Genomic DNA, 16331 nt, shown 5'->3' on the forward strand with positions numbered 1-16331 from the left:
CCGTACGGGCCCGCCGCGACCTTCCTCCCGGCTGCGGCGGCCCGTAGCCACGTCCCGAACCCACGGACCCGAACCGTATCTCCGCAGCAATGACACGAAAGCTCCCAGCCATGCCAGCTGAATCCTCCGGTGCCTCCTACGCCGCCGCGGGCGTCGACATCGAGGCCGGCGACCGCGCCGTCCAGCTGATGAAGGAGTGGGTGAAGAAGACCCAGCGCCCCGAGACCGTCGGCGGCCTCGGCGGCTTCGCCGGCCTCTTCGACGCCTCCGCGCTCAAGCGCTACGAGCGTCCGCTGCTCGCCTCGGCCACCGACGGCGTCGGTACGAAGGTCGATCTGGCCCGCAAGATGGGCGTCTACGACACGATCGGCCACGACCTCGTGGGCATGGTCGTGGACGACCTGGTGGTGTGCGGCGCCGAACCGCTGTTCATGACCGACTACATCTGCGTCGGCAAGGTCTTCCCCGAACGGGTCGCCGCCATCGTCAAGGGCATCGCCGAGGGCTGTGTGCTGGCCGGCTGCGCCCTCGTCGGCGGCGAGACGGCCGAGCACCCCGGCCTCCTCGGTGAGGACGACTTCGACGTCGCCGGCGCCGGTACGGGCGTGGTCGAGGCGGACCGGCTGCTGGGCGCGGATCGTATCCGTACGGGTGACGTGGTGATCGCCATGGAGTCCTCCGGGCTTCACTCCAACGGGTACTCGCTCGTCCGGCACGTGGTGTTCGACAGGCTGGGCTGGTCGCTGGAGCGCGAGGTCGAGGAGTTCGGCCGCACGCTCGGCGCGGAGCTGCTGGAGCCCACCAGGATCTACTCGCTGGACTGCCTGGCCCTGACCAGGACCACCGAGGTGCACGCTTTCAGCCACATCACCGGCGGCGGCCTTGCCAACAACCTGGCGCGCGTCGTCCCGGACCATCTGCACGCGACCGTGGACCGCTCGACCTGGACGCCGGGCGCGGTCTTCGACCTGATCGGCTCGGCGGGTCAGGTGGAGCGTACGGAGCTGGAGAAGACGCTCAACATGGGCGTCGGCATGATCGCCGTCGTCCCCGAGGAGTCGGTGGACAGCGCCCTCACGACGCTCGCCGACCGGGGCGTGGGCGCCTGGGTGGCCGGCGGCATCGTGGACCGACAGAGCACCGGCGCGGCTACTGGCGCGGCGCTGACCGGGGACTATGCCTAGTTCAGCGGGCGCGCCGACGAGGCGCCGGTCTCATGGTGAAACCCGGTCCAGGGAGCCCGGACCGGGTCACATGGGTGATTTCTTTTTGAGGTGTACGTACGTCAAGCGCCGCGACGCTGTGACGACGGGCCGGACTCCTCGTCCTCTTCGTCGTCGTTGTACAGCTCCGCGTACTGTGCGTACGGGTCATCTTCCTCGTCGTCATCCTCGAACGGCTCAGCGTTCGGCGGTTGACTCGAAGGTGATGCGCCCAGCTCATTGGCCAGACGCGACAGGTCTGTCCCGCCGCTGTTGTACTTCAGCTGGCGGGCGACCTTTGTCTGCTTGGCCTTGGCCCGGCCGCGCCCCATGGCTCGACCCCCTCGGTGACGGGGCTCCACGGCCCCAGAGTCTTGACACGCGTTCATGTTTCAGAACGAGCTCTCCGTAGAGAGACCCGTCCTTAGGACTTCAACGGTACCTGCTTCCACGGCCATACGGTACGCCGCCCGCATGACGCGCCTCGGCGCGGGACCGGCGAGAACGGGTGTCCTCGCTGGTCAGCTGCGATTTTAACCTCTTCTTGAGGGGCGACCCGCCGACCGGGGTGAGTCTCGTCTCCCCCGGAGCCGCGCGACGGCTCCGCACCGGCCGGCCGCCCCGTCCGGACCTCAGTGGAGGCGGGCCTCCGAGATGCGCTGCTCGGCGATCCGGTCGGCCGCCGCGGCCGGCGGAATCCCGTCGTCCTTCGCACGTGCGAATATTGAAAGCGTGGTGTCGAAGATCTTCGCGGCCTTCGTCTTGGACCGCTCGAAGTCGAATCCGTGGAGCTCGTCGGCGACCTGGATCACGCCTCCGGCGTTCACCACGTAGTCCGGCGCGTAGAGGATGCCGCGGTCGGCGAGATCCTTCTCGACGCCCGGGTGCGCGAGCTGGTTGTTGGCCGCCCCGCACACCACCTGCGCGGTCAGTACGGGCACGGAGTCGTCGTTCAGCGCGCCGCCGAGCGCGCACGGCGCGTAGACGTCCAGACCCTCCGCGCGGATCAGCGCGTCGGTGTCGGCGGCGACGGTGACCTCGGGGTGCCGGTCGGTGATCCGGAGCACCGAATCGTCCCGTACGTCCGTGATCACGACGGACGCGCCGTCCTGGAGCAGATGCTCGACCAGGTGGTGCCCGACCTTGCCGACGCCCGCGATGCCCACCTTCCGGCCACGCAGCGACGGGTCGCCCCACAGATGCCGGGCGCTCGCGCGCATCCCCTGGAAGACACCGAACGCCGTCAGTACGGAGGAGTCGCCGGCGCCGCCGTTCTCGGGCGAGCGGCCGGTCGTCCAGCGGCACTCTCGGGCGACGACGTCCATGTCGGCGACATACGTACCGACGTCGCACGCGGTGACGTAACGGCCGCCGAGGGAGGCCACGAACCGTCCGTACGCCAGCAGCAGCTCCGTGCGCTGACTGCCTTCGAACTGCTCGGAGTCACCGATGATCACGGCCTTGCCGCCGCCGTGGTCGAGACCGGCCATGGCGTTCTTGTACGACATCCCCCGCGACAGGTTCAGCGCGTCGGCGACGGCGTCCTGCTCGGAGGCGTACGGGTAGAAACGAGTGCCGCCCAGGGCGGGGCCCAGGGCGGTGGAGTGCAGAGCGATGACTGCCTTGAGCCCGCTGGCGCGGTCCTGACAAAGGACGACCTGTTCATGGCCACCCAGCTCGGAGTGGAACAGGGTGTGCAGTGCGTCGACTGTCGCGACAGGGGCTCCGGTCACATCGGTCACGGTGGTGACTCCCAAGTACGAAGCGGTGAAAGCCCTCCTGTGGGTGGGGAGGGACTGTTTGCGCATGAGGGTAAGTCCTACCGCGACGTAGATCCGACGCAGTGCCGAGGATCACCCTCTCGGGGGGTACGGGCATGGGACGATTCGCCGCATGCCAGCGGTGTCTTCACTCCTCGTCCCTTACGCCTCCTACCTGCGCGTGTACGAGCCTCTGGCCGCCTTCCCCGAGCCCGAGAGAAGCCACTGGGCGCGTTACGCCGCCCGGGAGCGTACGCCGACCGCACAGGACGAACTCCGGCGCTCCCTGGCGGACTTGCTGCCCACGCCGCCCGTCGCGGTGCCGGTGCACGAGAGCGCCGACGCGTTCGTGACGGAGGTGGACGGCGTGGTGTGCGTCTGCCCCTGGCGCACCCGGCTGCGCGGCTGGCTGGCCCTGGAGTCGCTGGGCGACACCCTGCCGAAGCCGCTGCTGGAGGCCGTGCTGCCCTCGGTCGTACGCGAGCAGGCGGCCGCCGACTTCGAGCAGTGGCGTGACCGCAACCCGGACGCCCGGCCGTGGATCAGGACGGCGGTCTGGCAGGTGCCGGTGCGCTGGTTCACGCTCTTCGCGGACGACGAGCGCGAGTACCGGGCGTACGAGGAGTCGGGCCCCACGGCGCCGGCCCTGCGCTACCGGACCCCGATGGTGCAGGCGCGGCGGAGGCTGGCCCGCGCGCTGAAGGCGCTGCGGGAGTCGGTCGACGAGGGCCCGCTCATCGAGGGCCTCATAGACGTGGGACGGTGGCTGGAGGAATTCCACCCCCGCTCGCTGGTCGAGCTCGACTACGGCGGGCTGGTGCACGCCCTGACCGGGCCGCAGCTCGCCGACGACCGGTCGGCGGCGGACGTGGCGGCCGGGATCGCGGCGCTGCGGGCCGGCGACGGCGAGGCGGCGGGCGAGGCGTACGAACGGCTGGCGGAGCGCTGGCGGGCGGTCAGGGACCGCCAGTTCGCCAACTGAGGCCTGGGTCACAGGCGGGCCGTGGCGTCCCTGCGGCGGGCGTGGTGCCATGCGTCCCTCGCCCAGGGGACTTAGGCCCCGATAGGGATTCTTTACGCCCAAGCGTGACGGAGCGCACTTTCGGGGCTCTTGCGCCCATCACCCACCCTCGTGTCAAAATAGGACAAGGAGTCCGGGGAGGGCTCCTTCCGTCCAAGTAAGGGCGGAATGCTTTGTATTGCGCTCTATTGGGGGTCTCGTGACGCCTGATTGCTCCTGTGACTGATCGTCACTGCGGCGTAACTGTCCGCTATGGCATGGTCCATCGGCTTCCGTCGTTGATGAACACCTGAGAGGGCAATTCCATCGGTTTGGCCGACGAGGCTGGACAGATGGTGTAGTTGTAGTGCCGAGGACAAGCCGTTCGTCCTATAACCGACTCGGCCCGCGTCCGCCATTTCGGGCAACGTGGGTCAAGGTGCAGAATTTAGAGGAAAGAACCGAGATGGTTCGGTTCTCCCGAGGAGGCCGCTCATGACCGCTCGCACCCCTGATGCCGAGCCGCTGCTGACCCCGGCTGAGGTTGCCACGATGTTCCGCGTGGACCCGAAGACGGTCACACGCTGGGCAAAGGCCGGCAAGCTCACGTCCATCCGCACGCTCGGTGGACATCGCCGGTATCGCGAGGCAGAGGTCCGCGCACTGCTTGCGGGTATTCCGCAGCAGCGCAGCGAGGCCTGAACGTCTCGTCAGGGCACAGCTGACAATCAACCAACCCCAACCGGACACCCGGGTCCCCAATCCGGTCGTCCCGCTCCATAGCTCCACATTGATCCACATAGCTTCGCAACGCTCCACACGGCGGGCACCTGCCCCAACAGGGCCCACGCCCCCGCAACACGGGGCAAGTCACTTTGATCGCGCTGGACTCCGCCGAGTCCAGCGCGATCTTTTTTGTGTGGTGGGGCCGGAGTTGGGGGTTGGCGGGGGTTCACGGGAAGCGCTTGCGGGGGCGTGCAATTGCACATATCAAATTCGCAGTTGGTAGGCGGGGGGTAAGTAGAGCCCTTCCGTGAACATGGCCGGTGACACCCGTCACAGTGCGAACCTCTTGCCAACTCCCGTCATAGCGCCTAATGAGGGTCGCTGTCCGCTTCTGGTGTGCGGTTCGGAGCGGAGCTGTTGGATGTGCGGTCGCCGCTGTCCCTGCGGCTGTCGTCCGGGGCCGCGGGCGCGGCGGGCTCCATGGCGAGCCGCTGGAGACGATGACAGACCGCGCAGTGGCGCATCACATGCCGATAGCCCGTCGCGGCCGCCAGATGGGCACGCAGGAGCGCCCGAGTCTCGTGTCTGGCCGCCGATGCCACCATGCGCGCCACCCTCCGGATAAAGGGCCCCTGCTGATGACTTACCGGCGCCACGGGAACGCGTCAAGCCAAGACACAGCAACGGAGCCCGTATCCAGGGGGATACGGGCTCCAGATATTTCGGTGCGGTCCTGACGGGATTTGCTGTGTCCGACGGCAGCTCCGCTGCGGGCGCGGCCTCGGGCGCAACAGTGAAGCCCGCATCCGGGAGGATGCGGGCTCCAGATATTTCGGTGCGGTCCTGACGGGATTTGAACCCGCGGCCTCCACCTTGACAGGGTGGCGAGCACTCCAAACTGCTCCACAGGACCAGAATCGCGGCTCCGGTGCGCTGTTCCTACCGGCGGCTGCGAAACCAGACTCTACAGCAGTCGAGACAGTGCGGTCGAACCGGATCAGCCGCCGGTCGGCGGCTACGGCGCCGCCGCGTCGATCGCCTTCACGATCCGCTTGTCCGACACCGGCTGCGCCGTGCCCAGGGCGTGGGCGAAGTAGCTCACCCGCAGTTCCTCGATCATCCAGCGGATGTCCAGGACCTGCTGCGGCACCGGCCGCCCGCGCGGGAGTTGTTCGAGGAGCCACGCGTACTCGTCCCGCATCTCGTGGACCTTCTCCATGCGCGTGGTGTCGCGCTGGACGTTCGTCGGCATCTGCTGGAGCCTGCGGTCCGCCGCGACCAGGTAGCGCATCAGGTCGGGCAGCCTGCGCAGCCCCGTGCGGGTCACGAAGCCCGCCGGCATCAGCTCCGCCAGCTGGTCCTTCACGTCCTGGACGTTGTTGATCAGGACCAGGCTGTTCGTGGACTTCAGCCGCCGCTCACAGGCCTGCCAGGCCGCCAGGATCTGCTCGACCTGGCCGATCGTGCGCACGGTCAGGTCGACCAGGTCGGCGCGGACCTTGTCGAACAGCTTGCGGTACGACTCCTCGTCCCACGCCGGCCCGCCGTGCTCGGCGATCAGCCGGTCCGCCGCCGCGGTGGCGCAGTCCTCGAAGAGCGTCTGGATCGAGCCGTGCGGATTACGGGACAGGGCCAGCTTCTGCTTGTTGTTGAGGGTGTCGGACGCGAACTTGGCAGGACTGACCGGGATGTTGAGCATGATCAGCCGGCGCGTGCCCTGCCACATGGCCCGTTGCTGCTCGGCCTCGGTGTCGTAGAGCCGTACGGCCACGGTCGCGCCCTGGTCGACCAGGGCCGGATACGCCTTGACCGGCTGCCCCGCCCGCCGGGTCTCGAAGGTGTGCGAGAGCGTGCCGATCGTCCAGTCCGTGAGGCCCGAGCGCTCCACCGACTCGCCCGTGGGCCCCGCCACCGCCGCCGCGGCCTGGGAGAGCGCCTTGCGTGCCTTGGGTTTGAGGGCGATCCGCAGCGCCTCCAGGTCCTTGTCCTCGGCGATCTTGCGGCGCCGCTCGTCGACGATCCGGAACGTGATCTTGAGATGGTCGGGCACCCGGCCCGGATCGAAGTCGTCGGCCGCGACGGGCACACCGACCATCCCCTGGAGTTCGCGCGCCAGCGTCACGGGAAGCGCTTCCTGAAGGGGCACCGCCCGCTCCAGGAACTTCTTCGCGTAGTTCGGCGCCGGGACGTAATGCCGGCGGATCGGCTTCGGCAGGGAGCGGATCAGCTCCACCACCACCTCCTCGCGCAGTCCCGGGATCTGCCAGTCGAAGCCTTCGGAGGTGATCTGGTTGAGCACCTGGAGCGGTACGTGGACGGTCACACCGTCCGCGTCGGCCCCCGGCTCGAACTGGTACGTCACACGGAACTTGAGCCTGCCCTGCCGCCAGGAGTCCGGATAGTCGTCCTTCGTGACGGCGCCCGCGGCCTCATTGATGAGCATCGAACGCTCGAAGTCGAGGAGTTCGGGCTCCTCCTTGCGCTTGTGCTTCCACCACGAGTCGAAGTGCGCGCCGGAGACCACATGATCGGGCACCCGCTCGTCGTAGAAGTCGAACAGCGTCTCGTCGTCCACGAGGATGTCGCGGCGCCGGGCGCGGTGCTCCAACTCCTCGACCTCGCCCAGAAGTTTGCGATTGTCATGGAAAAACTGATGGTGCGTCCGCCAGTCGCCCTCGACGAGCGCGTTGCGGATGAACAGGTCGCGCGAGGCCTCCGGGTCGATCCGGCCGAAGTTCACCTTGCGCCGCTCGACGATCGGTACGCCGTACAGCGTGACCTTCTCGTAGGCCATCACGGCCGACTGGTCCTTCTCCCAGTGCGGTTCGCTGTACGTGCGCTTGATCAGATGCTGGGCCAGCGGCTCGATCCAGTCGGGGTCGATCTTCGCGTTGACCCGGGCCCACAGCCGCGACGTCTCCACCAGCTCCGCGGACATGATGACGCGCGGCGGCTTCTTGAAGAGGGCCGAGCCGGGGAAGACCGCGAACTTCGCGTTGCGCGCGCCCACGTACTCGTTCTTCGCGCCGTCCTTCACGTCCTTGAGCCCGATGTGCGACAGCAGGCCGGCCAGCAGCGAGATGTGCACGGACTGGTCGGGCGCCGGAGCGCTGTCGTCGCTCTCGTCGATCTTGATGCCCATCTGCTTCGCGACCGTGCGCAGTTGGGAGTAGATGTCCTGCCACTCGCGGATCCGCAGGAAGTTCAGATACTCCGCCTTGCACATCCGGCGGAAGGCCGAGGAGCCGCGGGCCTTCTGCTGCTCGCGGATGTAGCGCCACAGGTTCAGGAAGGCCAGGAAATCGGAGGACTCGTCCCGGAAGCGGGCGTGCTGCTGGTCGGCCTGGGTCTGCTTCTCCGACGGGCGCTCGCGCGGGTCCTGGATGGACAGTGCGGCCGCGATCACCATGACCTCGCGTACGCAGCCGTTGCGCTCGGCCTCGATGACCATGCGCGCCAGGCGCGGGTCGACGGGCAACTGGGAGAGCTTGCGGCCGAGTTGGGTGAGCTGCTTGCGCGGATCCTTCTGCGCGGCGTCGAACGCGCCCAGTTCCTGGAGGAGTTGGACGCCGTCGCGGATGTTGCGGTGGTCCGGCGGGTCGATGAAGGGGAACTTCTCGATGTCGCCCAGGCCGGCCGCCGTCATCTGGAGGATGACCGAGGCCAGATTCGTACGGAGGATCTCGGCGTCCGTGAACTCGGGCCGGGAATCGAAGTCGTCCTCGGAGAAGAGCCGGATGCAGACGCCGTCCGACGTACGGCCGCAGCGGCCCTTGCGCTGGTTGGCACTGGCCTGCGAGATCCGCTCGATCGGCAGGCGCTGGACCTTGGTGCGGTGCGAGTAGCGCGAGATACGGGCGGTGCCGGGGTCGATCACATACTTGATGCCCGGCACGGTCAGCGAGGTCTCCGCCACGTTCGTCGCCAGGACGATCCTGCGGGTCGCCCCGCCGCCGGGTCTCTGGAAGACGCGGTGCTGCTCGGCGTGCGAGAGGCGCGCGTACAGGGGCAGGACCTCGGTGTGCCGGAGCTTGCGCTTGTCCAGGGCGTCGGCGGTGTCGCGGATCTCCCGCTCGCCCGAGAGGAAGACCAGGACGTCGCCGGGGCCCTCCGACTGGAGTTCGTCGACGGCGTCGCAGATCGCGGTGATCTGGTCGCGGTCGCCCTCGTCGCTGTCCTCTTCGAGGAGCGGGCGGTAGCGGACCTCGACTGGGAACGTACGGCCCGAGACCTCCACGATCGGCGCGTCGCCGAAGTGCCGGGAGAAGCGCTCGGGGTCGATCGTCGCCGAGGTGATGACGAGCTTGAGATCCGGACGCCTGGGGAGGAGCTGGGCGAGATAGCCGAGCAGGAAGTCGATGTTGAGGCTGCGCTCGTGGGCCTCGTCGATGATGATCGTGTCGTACGCGCGCAGGTCGCGGTCCGACTGGATCTCGGCGAGCAGAATGCCGTCCGTCATGATCTTGACGAACGTCGAGTCCTGGTTCACCTGGTCGGTGAAGCGGACCTTCCAGCCGACGGCCTCGCCGAGCGGGGTCCTCAGCTCGTCGGCGACGCGCTCGGCGACGGTGCGGGCGGCGATCCGGCGCGGCTGGGTGTGGCCGATCATGCCCCGGACGCCCCGGCCGAGCTCCATGCAGATCTTGGGGATCTGGGTGGTCTTGCCCGACCCGGTCTCACCGGCGACGATCACGACCTGGTGGTCGCGTATCGCCCGGAGGATCTCGTCCTTCTTCTGGCTGACGGGCAGTTGCTCGGGGTACGTGATCGCGGGCACCCGGGCCGCGCGGGCGCGTACGCGCTCGGCGGACTTGCCGGCCTCGGCCGCGATCTCGTCGAGGACGGCCTGCCGCGCTTCGGGCTTACGGATGCGCCGGACGCCTTCGAGACGGCGGCCGAGGCGCTGCGAGTCGCGCAGCGACACCTCGGCCAGCAGGGACTGAAGGTCGGCGAGGGAAGTAGACATACCGAGCCAAGGATCTCACCCGGGCCGGGCGAGTGGCGAACCCATTTCGCGGGGCGGGTACACGGAAGCCCCTGCCGAGACTCTCGGCAGGGGCATCTCGTATCAACTTCAAGCTCAGGAGTGGCTGGGGCCGGGATCGAACCGGCGACCTATCGCTTTTCAGGCGATCGCTCGTACCAACTGAGCTACCCAGCCACGCGGCTCTCGCGAGCCACAGCGGTCCTGACGGGATTTGAACCCGCGGCCTCCACCTTGACAGGGTGGCGAGCACTCCAAACTGCTCCACAGGACCAAGCAATGTGCGAGACGAGTCTCGCACACGGTGTTGCGTGCCCCCAACGGGATTCGAACCCGTGCTACCGCCTTGAAAGGGCGGCGTCCTGGGCCACTAGACGATGAGGGCTAAGGGCCCGCCTGGGCGCTTGCTAGCGCGTCGGGGACGTGAGAAGCATATGGGATGCGGGGAGCTATCGCCAAAACGGTTTACGGGGCGGGGGACCCGCCCGTCGGCGACGGTGACGGGTCCGTCCCCGGTACGCCCGCCTCCTCCGGCAGATGGCGGCTGACCTCCGCCGTCGTCAGCCCCAGTCCGCCCAGGGTGATCTCGTCCCACGCCTGGAGCCGCTTCGTCGTGCTGTCCAGGTAGAGCAGCGAGGCCCGGACCTTCTCCGGCTGGTCGTTCTGGACCGCGCGCAGCCCGCCGCCGCCCGCCGAGCCCTCGATCTTCAGCCGGGTGCCGAGCGGCATGATCTCGGTGTCGCGGCGGTGCACATGGCCGGCCAGCACGAGCGGCACCGTGCCGTCCGTCTCCCTGGCCGCGATCGGGTTGTGCGCGACGGCGATGTCCACCGGGGTGCCCGCCCGCTCCTGGTCGCGGATGGCCGACGCCAGCCGGACGCCCGCCATCTCCTCGGCCGGGTCACCGGCGTTGACCAGCGAGCGGTCGGGGGTGAACTGCGGGTCGCCCGTGCCCGCCACCCGGATCCCGGCGACGGTGACGGCGCGGCCCTTGTCGAGGACATGGACGTTCTTCAGGCCCTCCAGATACTTCTGGGTGGCGGCCGAGTCGTGGTTGCCGCGCACCCAGACGTACGGCGCGCCGAGGTCGGGGATCGGGTCGAGGAAGCTGTTCTCGGCGGCCGAGCCGTGGTCCATGGTGTCTCCGGAGTCGATGATCAGGTCGATCTTGTACTGCTCCACGAGCGAGCCGATGATGTGCCAGGACGCAGGGTTGAGATGGATGTCGGACACCTGGAGGACGCGCAGGGTGCCCGGGTCCGGCTGGTACGAGGGCAGGGTCGACGTCGCGTCGTACAGCTTGGTCACGTTGGTGACCAGCCGTGCCAACTCCTTCTGGTAGACGTCGAATTCGGTGACGATCGAGCGCGCGCTGCCGACGACCTGCGGGGCCGAGGAGAGCAGCCCGGAGAAGCGGGGCTCCAGCACGGACTTCGGGTTGAAGGTCGCGAACGCGGTGGCGCCGGACGCGGTCAGCAGCACGAGCGCGAGCCCGCCGGCGGCCAGCGCGCGGCGGGGGCGGCGGTAGACGGCCAGACCGAGGGCGGTGGCGCCCGAGACGACGGCGACACAGGACCGTACCGCCAGCTCCGTCGTCCCGACCAGGACATCGCTGGCCACTTCCTCCTGGAGACCGGAGAGGCGTTCGGGGTGCTCGACCAGGGCCTGCGAGCGGACCGGGTCGAGCTGGTCGACGTCGACATCGAGGCGGATCGGGGCCGTGTGGGAGTCGAGTTCCAGCGCGCCGAGCGGCGAGACGTTGATCTTCGTGCCGCCGGTGAAGGAGGGACGCAGGGTCATCTTGGTGTCCATCGGGCCCACCGGCGTCCGCACACTGCCCACGATCAGCAGCCCGAGCCAGGCGCCGAGCACAACGACCGCGATGAGGCCGAGCGCGCGGGTGTAGGGGTGCGGGGAGCTGACGAGGGCACTGGTCGGTCCGTCGCCGCGGGACCGGTAGTGCCGCCGGATTCGGCCGATCGCCGTGAGCGCGGTACGGAACGGGACACGTCGTACGTCGCGGGCCATTGGGCGCGTATGCCCAGGGGGGCGCGCGATCATGCGTGGGCTCCGCCGTGCCCCGATCCTGGTGACCTGCGTGACAATGGCGGGGTGCTGGAGATGACGCGCGAGGAGTTCGAGGAACTGGTGGCCGAGGCGCTCGACCGGATCCCGCCGGAGCTGATGCGGCTGATGGACAACGTCGCGGTGTTCGTGGAGGACGAGCCCGATCCGGCGGCGGCGAAGGAGTCGGGGGAGGAGTTCGACGCCGATCTGCTCGGGCTCTACGAGGGGACGCCGCTGACCGACCGCGGCGAGTGGTACGCGGGGGTGCTGCCGGACCGGATCACGATCTACCGGGGGCCGACGCTGCGGATGTGCGAGACACGCGAGGACGTGGTGGCCGAGACGGAGATCACGGTGGTGCACGAGATCGCGCACCACTTCGGGATCGACGACGAGCGGCTGCACGAGCTGGGGTACGGGTGAGCGGGGGCTTTGAGGGCGGGCAGGTCGGGTCCGCTGAGGAGCCGGTAGACCCCGATGTCGATCTGCGGGTACCGGGCCAGCGCGCCGAGACGGCCGGGCACCGGCTGTGGCAGGTGCTGGCCGTGATCTCGGCGGGCGGTGCGGCGGGCGCGACGGCGCGGTACGGCGCGGAGCGGCTGTGGCCCACGGCCGACGGCGCGTTCCCCTGGACGACCTTCGTGGTGAACGTGCTGGGGTGCGGGCTGATCGGCGTGCTGATGGTGCTGGTCGCCGAGGGCGGCTGGTCGGTCCATCCGCTGGTGCGGCCGTTCCTGGGGGTGGGGGTGCTGGGCGGTTTCACGACGTTCTCGACGTACACGCTGGACTTCCTGCGGCTGGTGCGGCACGGCGAGGCGCCGGCCGCGCTGGGGTACGCGGCCCTGACGTTCGCGGGCGCGATGGCGGCGGTGTGGCTGGCGGCGACGCTCACGCGCCGCGCCGTGGGGCCGGTGACCGCGCCGTGAACTGGCTGCTGGTGGTCCTGGGCGGCGCGGCCGGGGCGCCGCTGCGCTATCTGACGGACCGTGCGGTGCAGGCGCGGCACCAAACCCTGTTCCCCTGGGGGACGTTCACCGTCAACGTGGCGGGGAGCCTGGTGCTGGGTGTGCTGGCAGGGGCGACCGTGTCGTCGGCGACGTACGCGCTCATCGGCACGGGGCTGTGCGGGGCACTGACGACGTACTCGACGTTCTCGTACGAGACCTTGCGGCTGGCCGAGCGCGGGGCGGGGCTGGTGGCCGGCGCGTATGTGACGGCGTCGGTGCTGGCGGGGCTCGGCGCGGTGTGGGCGGGGTGGGAGCTGGGGGCGCTCTGAGAGCCCGCCGGGCGGCCGGCCCGAAAGGCCGGTCCCGCTTGGGTGCGTGGCGGGCGTGTCCCTCGCGGGGGAAAGGAAGTTGGGCAGGGCAATCCTCTCCCTGCCGGCGGGCTCCCTTCGGCGGGCGAGCCGTTTCACGCCCCCGGAGGTGCCCCGCGTGCGCCAGTTGTCCGCCCCCGGCCGTTTCGCCGTCTGGATCGTCACCTCGCTGGCCGTCGCCACCTCCACCGGCTGTATGAGCGTCGGGGACAACGAAGGGAAGCCGGCCCCCTCGCGATCGGCCGAGCGGTCCGGGGCCGCGGCCGAGGAGGACGGCGGTACGGCGGCGGACGCCGGTGCGGGCCTGCCGGCCGGCGGCCCGAGCGGCGAGGGGCCGAGGGGCGCCGAGAAGACCGGCAAGCACGGTGAGAAGGGGAAGCCGGGCGATCCGGAGGCCTCGGGCGACCCGTCGGCGAAGCCGTCCAAGGGCCCGGACGGCAAGCCGCTGCCTCCCGCGCCGAGGCCGCCGGGCGGCGACGTACCGCCCGAGGAACAGCCGACCAGGACCCCGCCGCCGCCTTCCGAGCCGCCCCCGCCGGACCCGCCCGCGGAACCTCCGGCGCAGCCGGAGCCGAGCGGCCCGCCGGACCTGCCGTCGGCGTCGCCGGCGGCGGACGTACGGACGAACGCGCAGGGGCCGGGGGACGGGGCCGGGATGCGGAAGGAGCCCGCGGCGTCGCCGCAGTTGGGGCCGGTGTGACGGCGGGGGCCGGTGTGAGGGCTGGTGTGACGGCCGGAGTGAGGGGCCGTGTGAGGGGCCGTGTGAGGGCCGGGGACCGGCCGGCCTGGCCGGTGTGAGGCGGATCGCGGGGAAGCGGTTTGCCAGGGAGGGGGAGCGGTGCGTATGGTAGTAGATCGTTTGATCATTGCCTGGCGCCGACACAGAAGAGCGCCGCGTGGCGCGTACTCTCCCTTGCCGTGGCTGACCGCATCGAGGCGGTCGAATTGCGAATCACGGAGTTTGGGCGCGTGCCGAGACTCCGGAAGGTTTCGCATTTCGCATGTCCATTTCCAGTACTGACCACACCGTCATGCCCGAGAACGAGTCCAACGATTCGGCGGGCTCGATCGACGGCGTCACGACCGACGCCGTTGAGGCGACCGAGGCCCCCGCGGCCCCCAAGACCCCCGAAGTCACCTTCGGCGACCTGGGGTTGCCCGAGGGCATCGTCCGCAAGCTCACCCAGAACGGCGTCATCGCCCCCTTCCCGATCCAGGCCGCGACCATCCCGGACGCCCTGGCCGGCAAGGACATCCTGGGCCGCGGCCGTACCGGCTCCGGCAAGACCCTCGCGTTCGGTCTGCCGCTGCTGGCGACCCTCGCCGAGGGCCACACCGAGAAGAAGAAGCCCCGCGGCGTCATCCTGACCCCGACCCGCGAGCTGGCGATGCAGGTCGCCGACGCCCTCCAGCCGTACGGCGACGTGCTCGGCCTGAAGATGAAGGTCGTCTGCGGCGGTACGTCGATGGGCAACCAGATCTACGCGCTGGAGCGCGGTGTCGACGTCCTCGTCGCCACCCCGGGCCGGCTGCGCGACATCATCAACCGCGGCGCGTGCTCGCTGGAGAACGTGCAGATCGCGATCCTCGACGAGGCCGACCAGATGTCCGACCTGGGCTTCCTGCCCGAGGTCACCGAGCTGCTCGACCTGGTGCCGACCGGCGGCCAGCGCATGCTCTTCTCCGCCACGATGGAGAACGAGATCAGCACCCTGGTCAAGCGCTACCTGAAGAACCCCGTGCACCACGAGGTCGACAGCGCGCAGGGCAACGTCACGACCATGAGCCACCACGTGCTCGTCGTGAAGCCCAAGGACAAGGCGCCGGTCACGGCGGCGATCGCGGCGCGCAAGGGCCGCACGATCATCTTCGTCCGTACGCAGCTGGGCGCCGACCGGATCGCCGAGCAGCTCCGCGACTCGGGTGTGAAGGCCGACGCGCTGCACGGCGGTATGACGCAGGGCGCGCGCACCCGGACGCTGGCGGACTTCAAGGAGGGTCACGTCAACGCGCTCGTCGCGACCGACGTGGCCGCCCGCGGTATCCACGTCGACGGCATCGACCTGGTCCTGAACGTGGACCCGGCCGGCGACCACAAGGACTACCTGCACCGCTCGGGCCGTACGGCGCGCGCCGGCAAGTCCGGCGTCGTCGTCTCGCTGGCCCTGCCGCACCAGCGCCGCCAGATCTTCCGGCTGATGGAGGACGCGGGCGTCGACGCCGCGCGTCACATGGTCGCCGGGGCCGGCGCGTTCGAGCCGGAGGTCGCCGAGATCACCGGCGCCCGTTCGCTGACCGAGGTCCAGGCCGACTCCGCGAACAACTCCGCCAAGCAGGCCGAGCGCGAGGTCGCCGATCTGACCAAGGAGCTGGAGCGCCTCCAGCGCCGGGCCGGCGAGCTGCGCGAGGAGGCCGACCGCCTCGTCGCCCGCGCCGCGCGCGAGCGTGGGGACGACCCGGAGGCGGCGGTGGCGGAGGTCACGGCCGAGGCCGTGGCGGCCATCGAGGCGGCGTCGGCAGCCGCGTCCGTACCGGCCCAGACACCGCGCGACGACCGCGGCAACTACGCGCGCCGTGACGACCGCGGCGAGCGCAGCGGCCGTGGTGGCGCGAAGGGCTACACGCCGCGCGACGGCGGCAGCGGCGACCGCGGCGGTTTCCAGCGCCGCGAGGAGCGCGGCAACTACGGCCGTCGCGACGACCGCGGTGGCGAGCGGGGCGGCTTCCAGCGCCGTGACGACCGCCCGGCGGGCGGCGGTTACCAGCGTCGTGACGATCGTCCGGCCGGTGGTGGCTACCAGCGTCGTGACGATCGTCCGGCCGGTGGTGGCTACCAGCGTCGTGATGACCGTCCGGCCGGTGGCGGCTACCAGGGCCGCGACGACCGTGGCAACTACGGCCGTCGTGACGACCGCGCCTCGGGCGGCGGCGACCGCCGTGACGGCGCCCGCTCCTTCGAGCGCCGCGAGCACCGTCCCACCGGTGACCGCCCGTTCAACCGCGACCGCCGCGACGACCGCCCCTCGGGCAGCTTCCGCTCGGGCGGCCACGACCGCCCGTCGGGCCGCCGCGACGACCACCGCGGAGGCACGACCGGCACGGGCACGAGCACGGGCTCGTTCGGCCGCCGCGACGACAAGCCGCGCTGGAAGCGCAACGGCTGACCACCGATCGACGGGGCCCGTACCGCACCGAATCCCGGCTGCGCTACGGGCCCCGCCCCGTGGTCTCCCTCCACCACCGGGGGATACCCGATCGGCTGCCCGCCCGGGGCGGG

General features: G+C 70.1%; 13 protein-coding genes and 4 tRNA genes. 8 read left to right on the forward strand and 9 right to left on the reverse strand.

Features of this window, described 5'->3' with window-relative positions; translation table 11 throughout:
* Nucleotides 1–110: 110 nt before the first annotated feature.
* Complete coding sequence (purM, locus tag OIE74_RS20235) at nt 111–1184, forward strand: phosphoribosylformylglycinamidine cyclo-ligase (RefSeq protein WP_329385587.1); 1074 nt, start codon at nt 111–113, stop codon at nt 1182–1184.
* Nucleotides 1185–1285: 101 nt separating this feature from the next.
* On the opposite strand, the gene OIE74_RS20240 is transcribed toward purM, so the two are convergent.
* Both OIE74_RS20240 and OIE74_RS20245 read right to left on the reverse strand, forming a co-directional pair.
* Complete coding sequence (locus OIE74_RS20240) at nt 1286–1534, reverse strand: DUF3073 domain-containing protein (protein ID WP_189111161.1); 249 nt, start codon at nt 1532–1534, stop codon at nt 1286–1288.
* 300 nt (nt 1535–1834) lie between these two features.
* Nucleotides 1835–2944 (reverse strand): Leu/Phe/Val dehydrogenase, encoded by a 1110-nt coding sequence (locus tag OIE74_RS20245; RefSeq protein ID WP_329385591.1) that lies wholly within the window; start codon nt 2942–2944, stop codon nt 1835–1837.
* A gap of 151 nt (nt 2945–3095) precedes the next feature.
* Here OIE74_RS20245 and OIE74_RS20250 point away from each other — a divergent pair, with 151 nt between their 5' ends.
* Both OIE74_RS20250 and bldC read left to right on the forward strand, forming a co-directional pair.
* Nucleotides 3096–3944: a hypothetical protein gene (locus tag OIE74_RS20250; RefSeq protein WP_329385593.1), complete on the forward strand. Its 849-nt coding sequence runs from the start codon at nt 3096–3098 to the stop codon at nt 3942–3944.
* Nucleotides 3945–4457: 513 nt separating this feature from the next.
* Nucleotides 4458–4664 (forward strand): developmental transcriptional regulator BldC, encoded by a 207-nt coding sequence (gene bldC / locus OIE74_RS20255; protein ID WP_003949541.1) that lies wholly within the window; start codon nt 4458–4460, stop codon nt 4662–4664.
* A gap of 392 nt (nt 4665–5056) precedes the next feature.
* Here bldC and OIE74_RS20260 read toward each other — a convergent pair whose 3' ends face one another.
* The 7 genes from OIE74_RS20260 to OIE74_RS20290 all read right to left on the reverse strand — a co-directional run bounded on the left by OIE74_RS20260 (nt 5057) and on the right by OIE74_RS20290 (nt 11700).
* Nucleotides 5057–5293, reverse strand: a complete 237-nt coding sequence (locus OIE74_RS20260; protein ID WP_329385597.1) for a DUF6274 family protein — start codon at nt 5291–5293, stop codon at nt 5057–5059.
* A gap of 233 nt (nt 5294–5526) precedes the next feature.
* Nucleotides 5527–5601: transfer RNA gene (locus OIE74_RS20265), tRNA-Asp, on the reverse strand.
* A 102-nt stretch (nt 5602–5703) separates the two neighbouring features.
* Entirely contained in the window at nt 5704–9654 is a 3951-nt protein-coding gene (gene hrpA, locus OIE74_RS20270) for an ATP-dependent RNA helicase HrpA (protein ID WP_329385600.1), read from the reverse strand.
* A gap of 121 nt (nt 9655–9775) precedes the next feature.
* A tRNA-Phe gene (locus tag OIE74_RS20275) sits at nt 9776–9849 on the reverse strand.
* Nucleotides 9850–9871: 22 nt separating this feature from the next.
* Nucleotides 9872–9946 (reverse strand) — tRNA-Asp (locus tag OIE74_RS20280).
* Nucleotides 9947–9984: 38 nt separating this feature from the next.
* A tRNA-Glu gene (locus OIE74_RS20285) sits at nt 9985–10057 on the reverse strand.
* 80 nt (nt 10058–10137) lie between these two features.
* Entirely contained in the window at nt 10138–11700 is a 1563-nt protein-coding gene (locus OIE74_RS20290; RefSeq protein ID WP_329385603.1) for a metallophosphoesterase family protein, read from the reverse strand.
* 84 nt (nt 11701–11784) lie between these two features.
* On the opposite strand from OIE74_RS20290, the gene OIE74_RS20295 reads away from it, so the two are divergent.
* The 5 genes from OIE74_RS20295 to OIE74_RS20315 all read left to right on the forward strand — a co-directional run bounded on the left by OIE74_RS20295 (nt 11785) and on the right by OIE74_RS20315 (nt 16218).
* Nucleotides 11785–12162 carry a metallopeptidase family protein gene (locus tag OIE74_RS20295; protein WP_329385606.1) on the forward strand — a complete coding sequence of 126 codons (378 nt, stop codon included), beginning with the start codon at nt 11785–11787 and terminating at the stop codon, nt 12160–12162.
* Entirely contained in the window at nt 12159–12665 is a 507-nt protein-coding gene (locus tag OIE74_RS20300) for a fluoride efflux transporter FluC (protein ID WP_329385609.1), read from the forward strand. The genes OIE74_RS20295 and OIE74_RS20300 overlap by 4 nt, the downstream gene beginning before the upstream one ends.
* Nucleotides 12662–13015, forward strand: a complete 354-nt coding sequence (gene crcB / locus OIE74_RS20305; RefSeq protein ID WP_329385612.1) for a fluoride efflux transporter CrcB — start codon at nt 12662–12664, stop codon at nt 13013–13015. Before OIE74_RS20300 ends, crcB begins: the two co-directional genes overlap by 4 nt.
* 157 nt (nt 13016–13172) lie before the next feature.
* A complete protein-coding gene (locus OIE74_RS20310; RefSeq protein WP_329385615.1) occupies nt 13173–13754 on the forward strand; it encodes a hypothetical protein in 582 nt (193 codons plus the stop codon).
* 301 nt (nt 13755–14055) lie between these two features.
* Nucleotides 14056–16218 carry a DEAD/DEAH box helicase gene (locus tag OIE74_RS20315; protein ID WP_329385618.1) on the forward strand — a complete coding sequence of 721 codons (2163 nt, stop codon included), beginning with the start codon at nt 14056–14058 and terminating at the stop codon, nt 16216–16218.
* Nucleotides 16219–16331 lie beyond the last annotated feature (113 nt).

The organism is Streptomyces sp. NBC_01716, from assembly GCF_036248275.1.
Classification (GTDB): Bacteria; Actinomycetota; Actinomycetes; order Streptomycetales; family Streptomycetaceae; genus Streptomyces.

What these genes read in the sequence shown, in the direction of transcription:
- purM (WP_329385587.1), top strand. Translation starts at nt 111, where the DNA reads ATGCCAGCTGAATCCTCCGGTGCCTCCTACGCCGCCGCGGGCGTCGAC.
- OIE74_RS20250 (WP_329385593.1), top strand. Translation starts at nt 3,096, where the DNA reads ATGCCAGCGGTGTCTTCACTCCTCGTCCCTTACGCCTCCTACCTGCGC.
- bldC (WP_003949541.1), top strand. Translation starts at nt 4,458, where the DNA reads ATGACCGCTCGCACCCCTGATGCCGAGCCGCTGCTGACCCCGGCTGAG.
- hrpA (WP_329385600.1), bottom strand. Translation starts at nt 9,654, where the DNA reads ATGTCTACTTCCCTCGCCGACCTTCAGTCCCTGCTGGCCGAGGTGTCG.
- OIE74_RS20315 (WP_329385618.1), top strand. Translation starts at nt 14,056, where the DNA reads ATGTCCATTTCCAGTACTGACCACACCGTCATGCCCGAGAACGAGTCC.
- OIE74_RS20290 (WP_329385603.1), bottom strand. Translation starts at nt 11,700, where the DNA reads ATGGCCCGCGACGTACGACGTGTCCCGTTCCGTACCGCGCTCACGGCG.
- OIE74_RS20260 (WP_329385597.1), bottom strand. Translation starts at nt 5,293, where the DNA reads ATGGTGGCATCGGCGGCCAGACACGAGACTCGGGCGCTCCTGCGTGCC.
- OIE74_RS20240 (WP_189111161.1), bottom strand. Translation starts at nt 1,534, where the DNA reads ATGGGGCGCGGCCGGGCCAAGGCCAAGCAGACAAAGGTCGCCCGCCAG.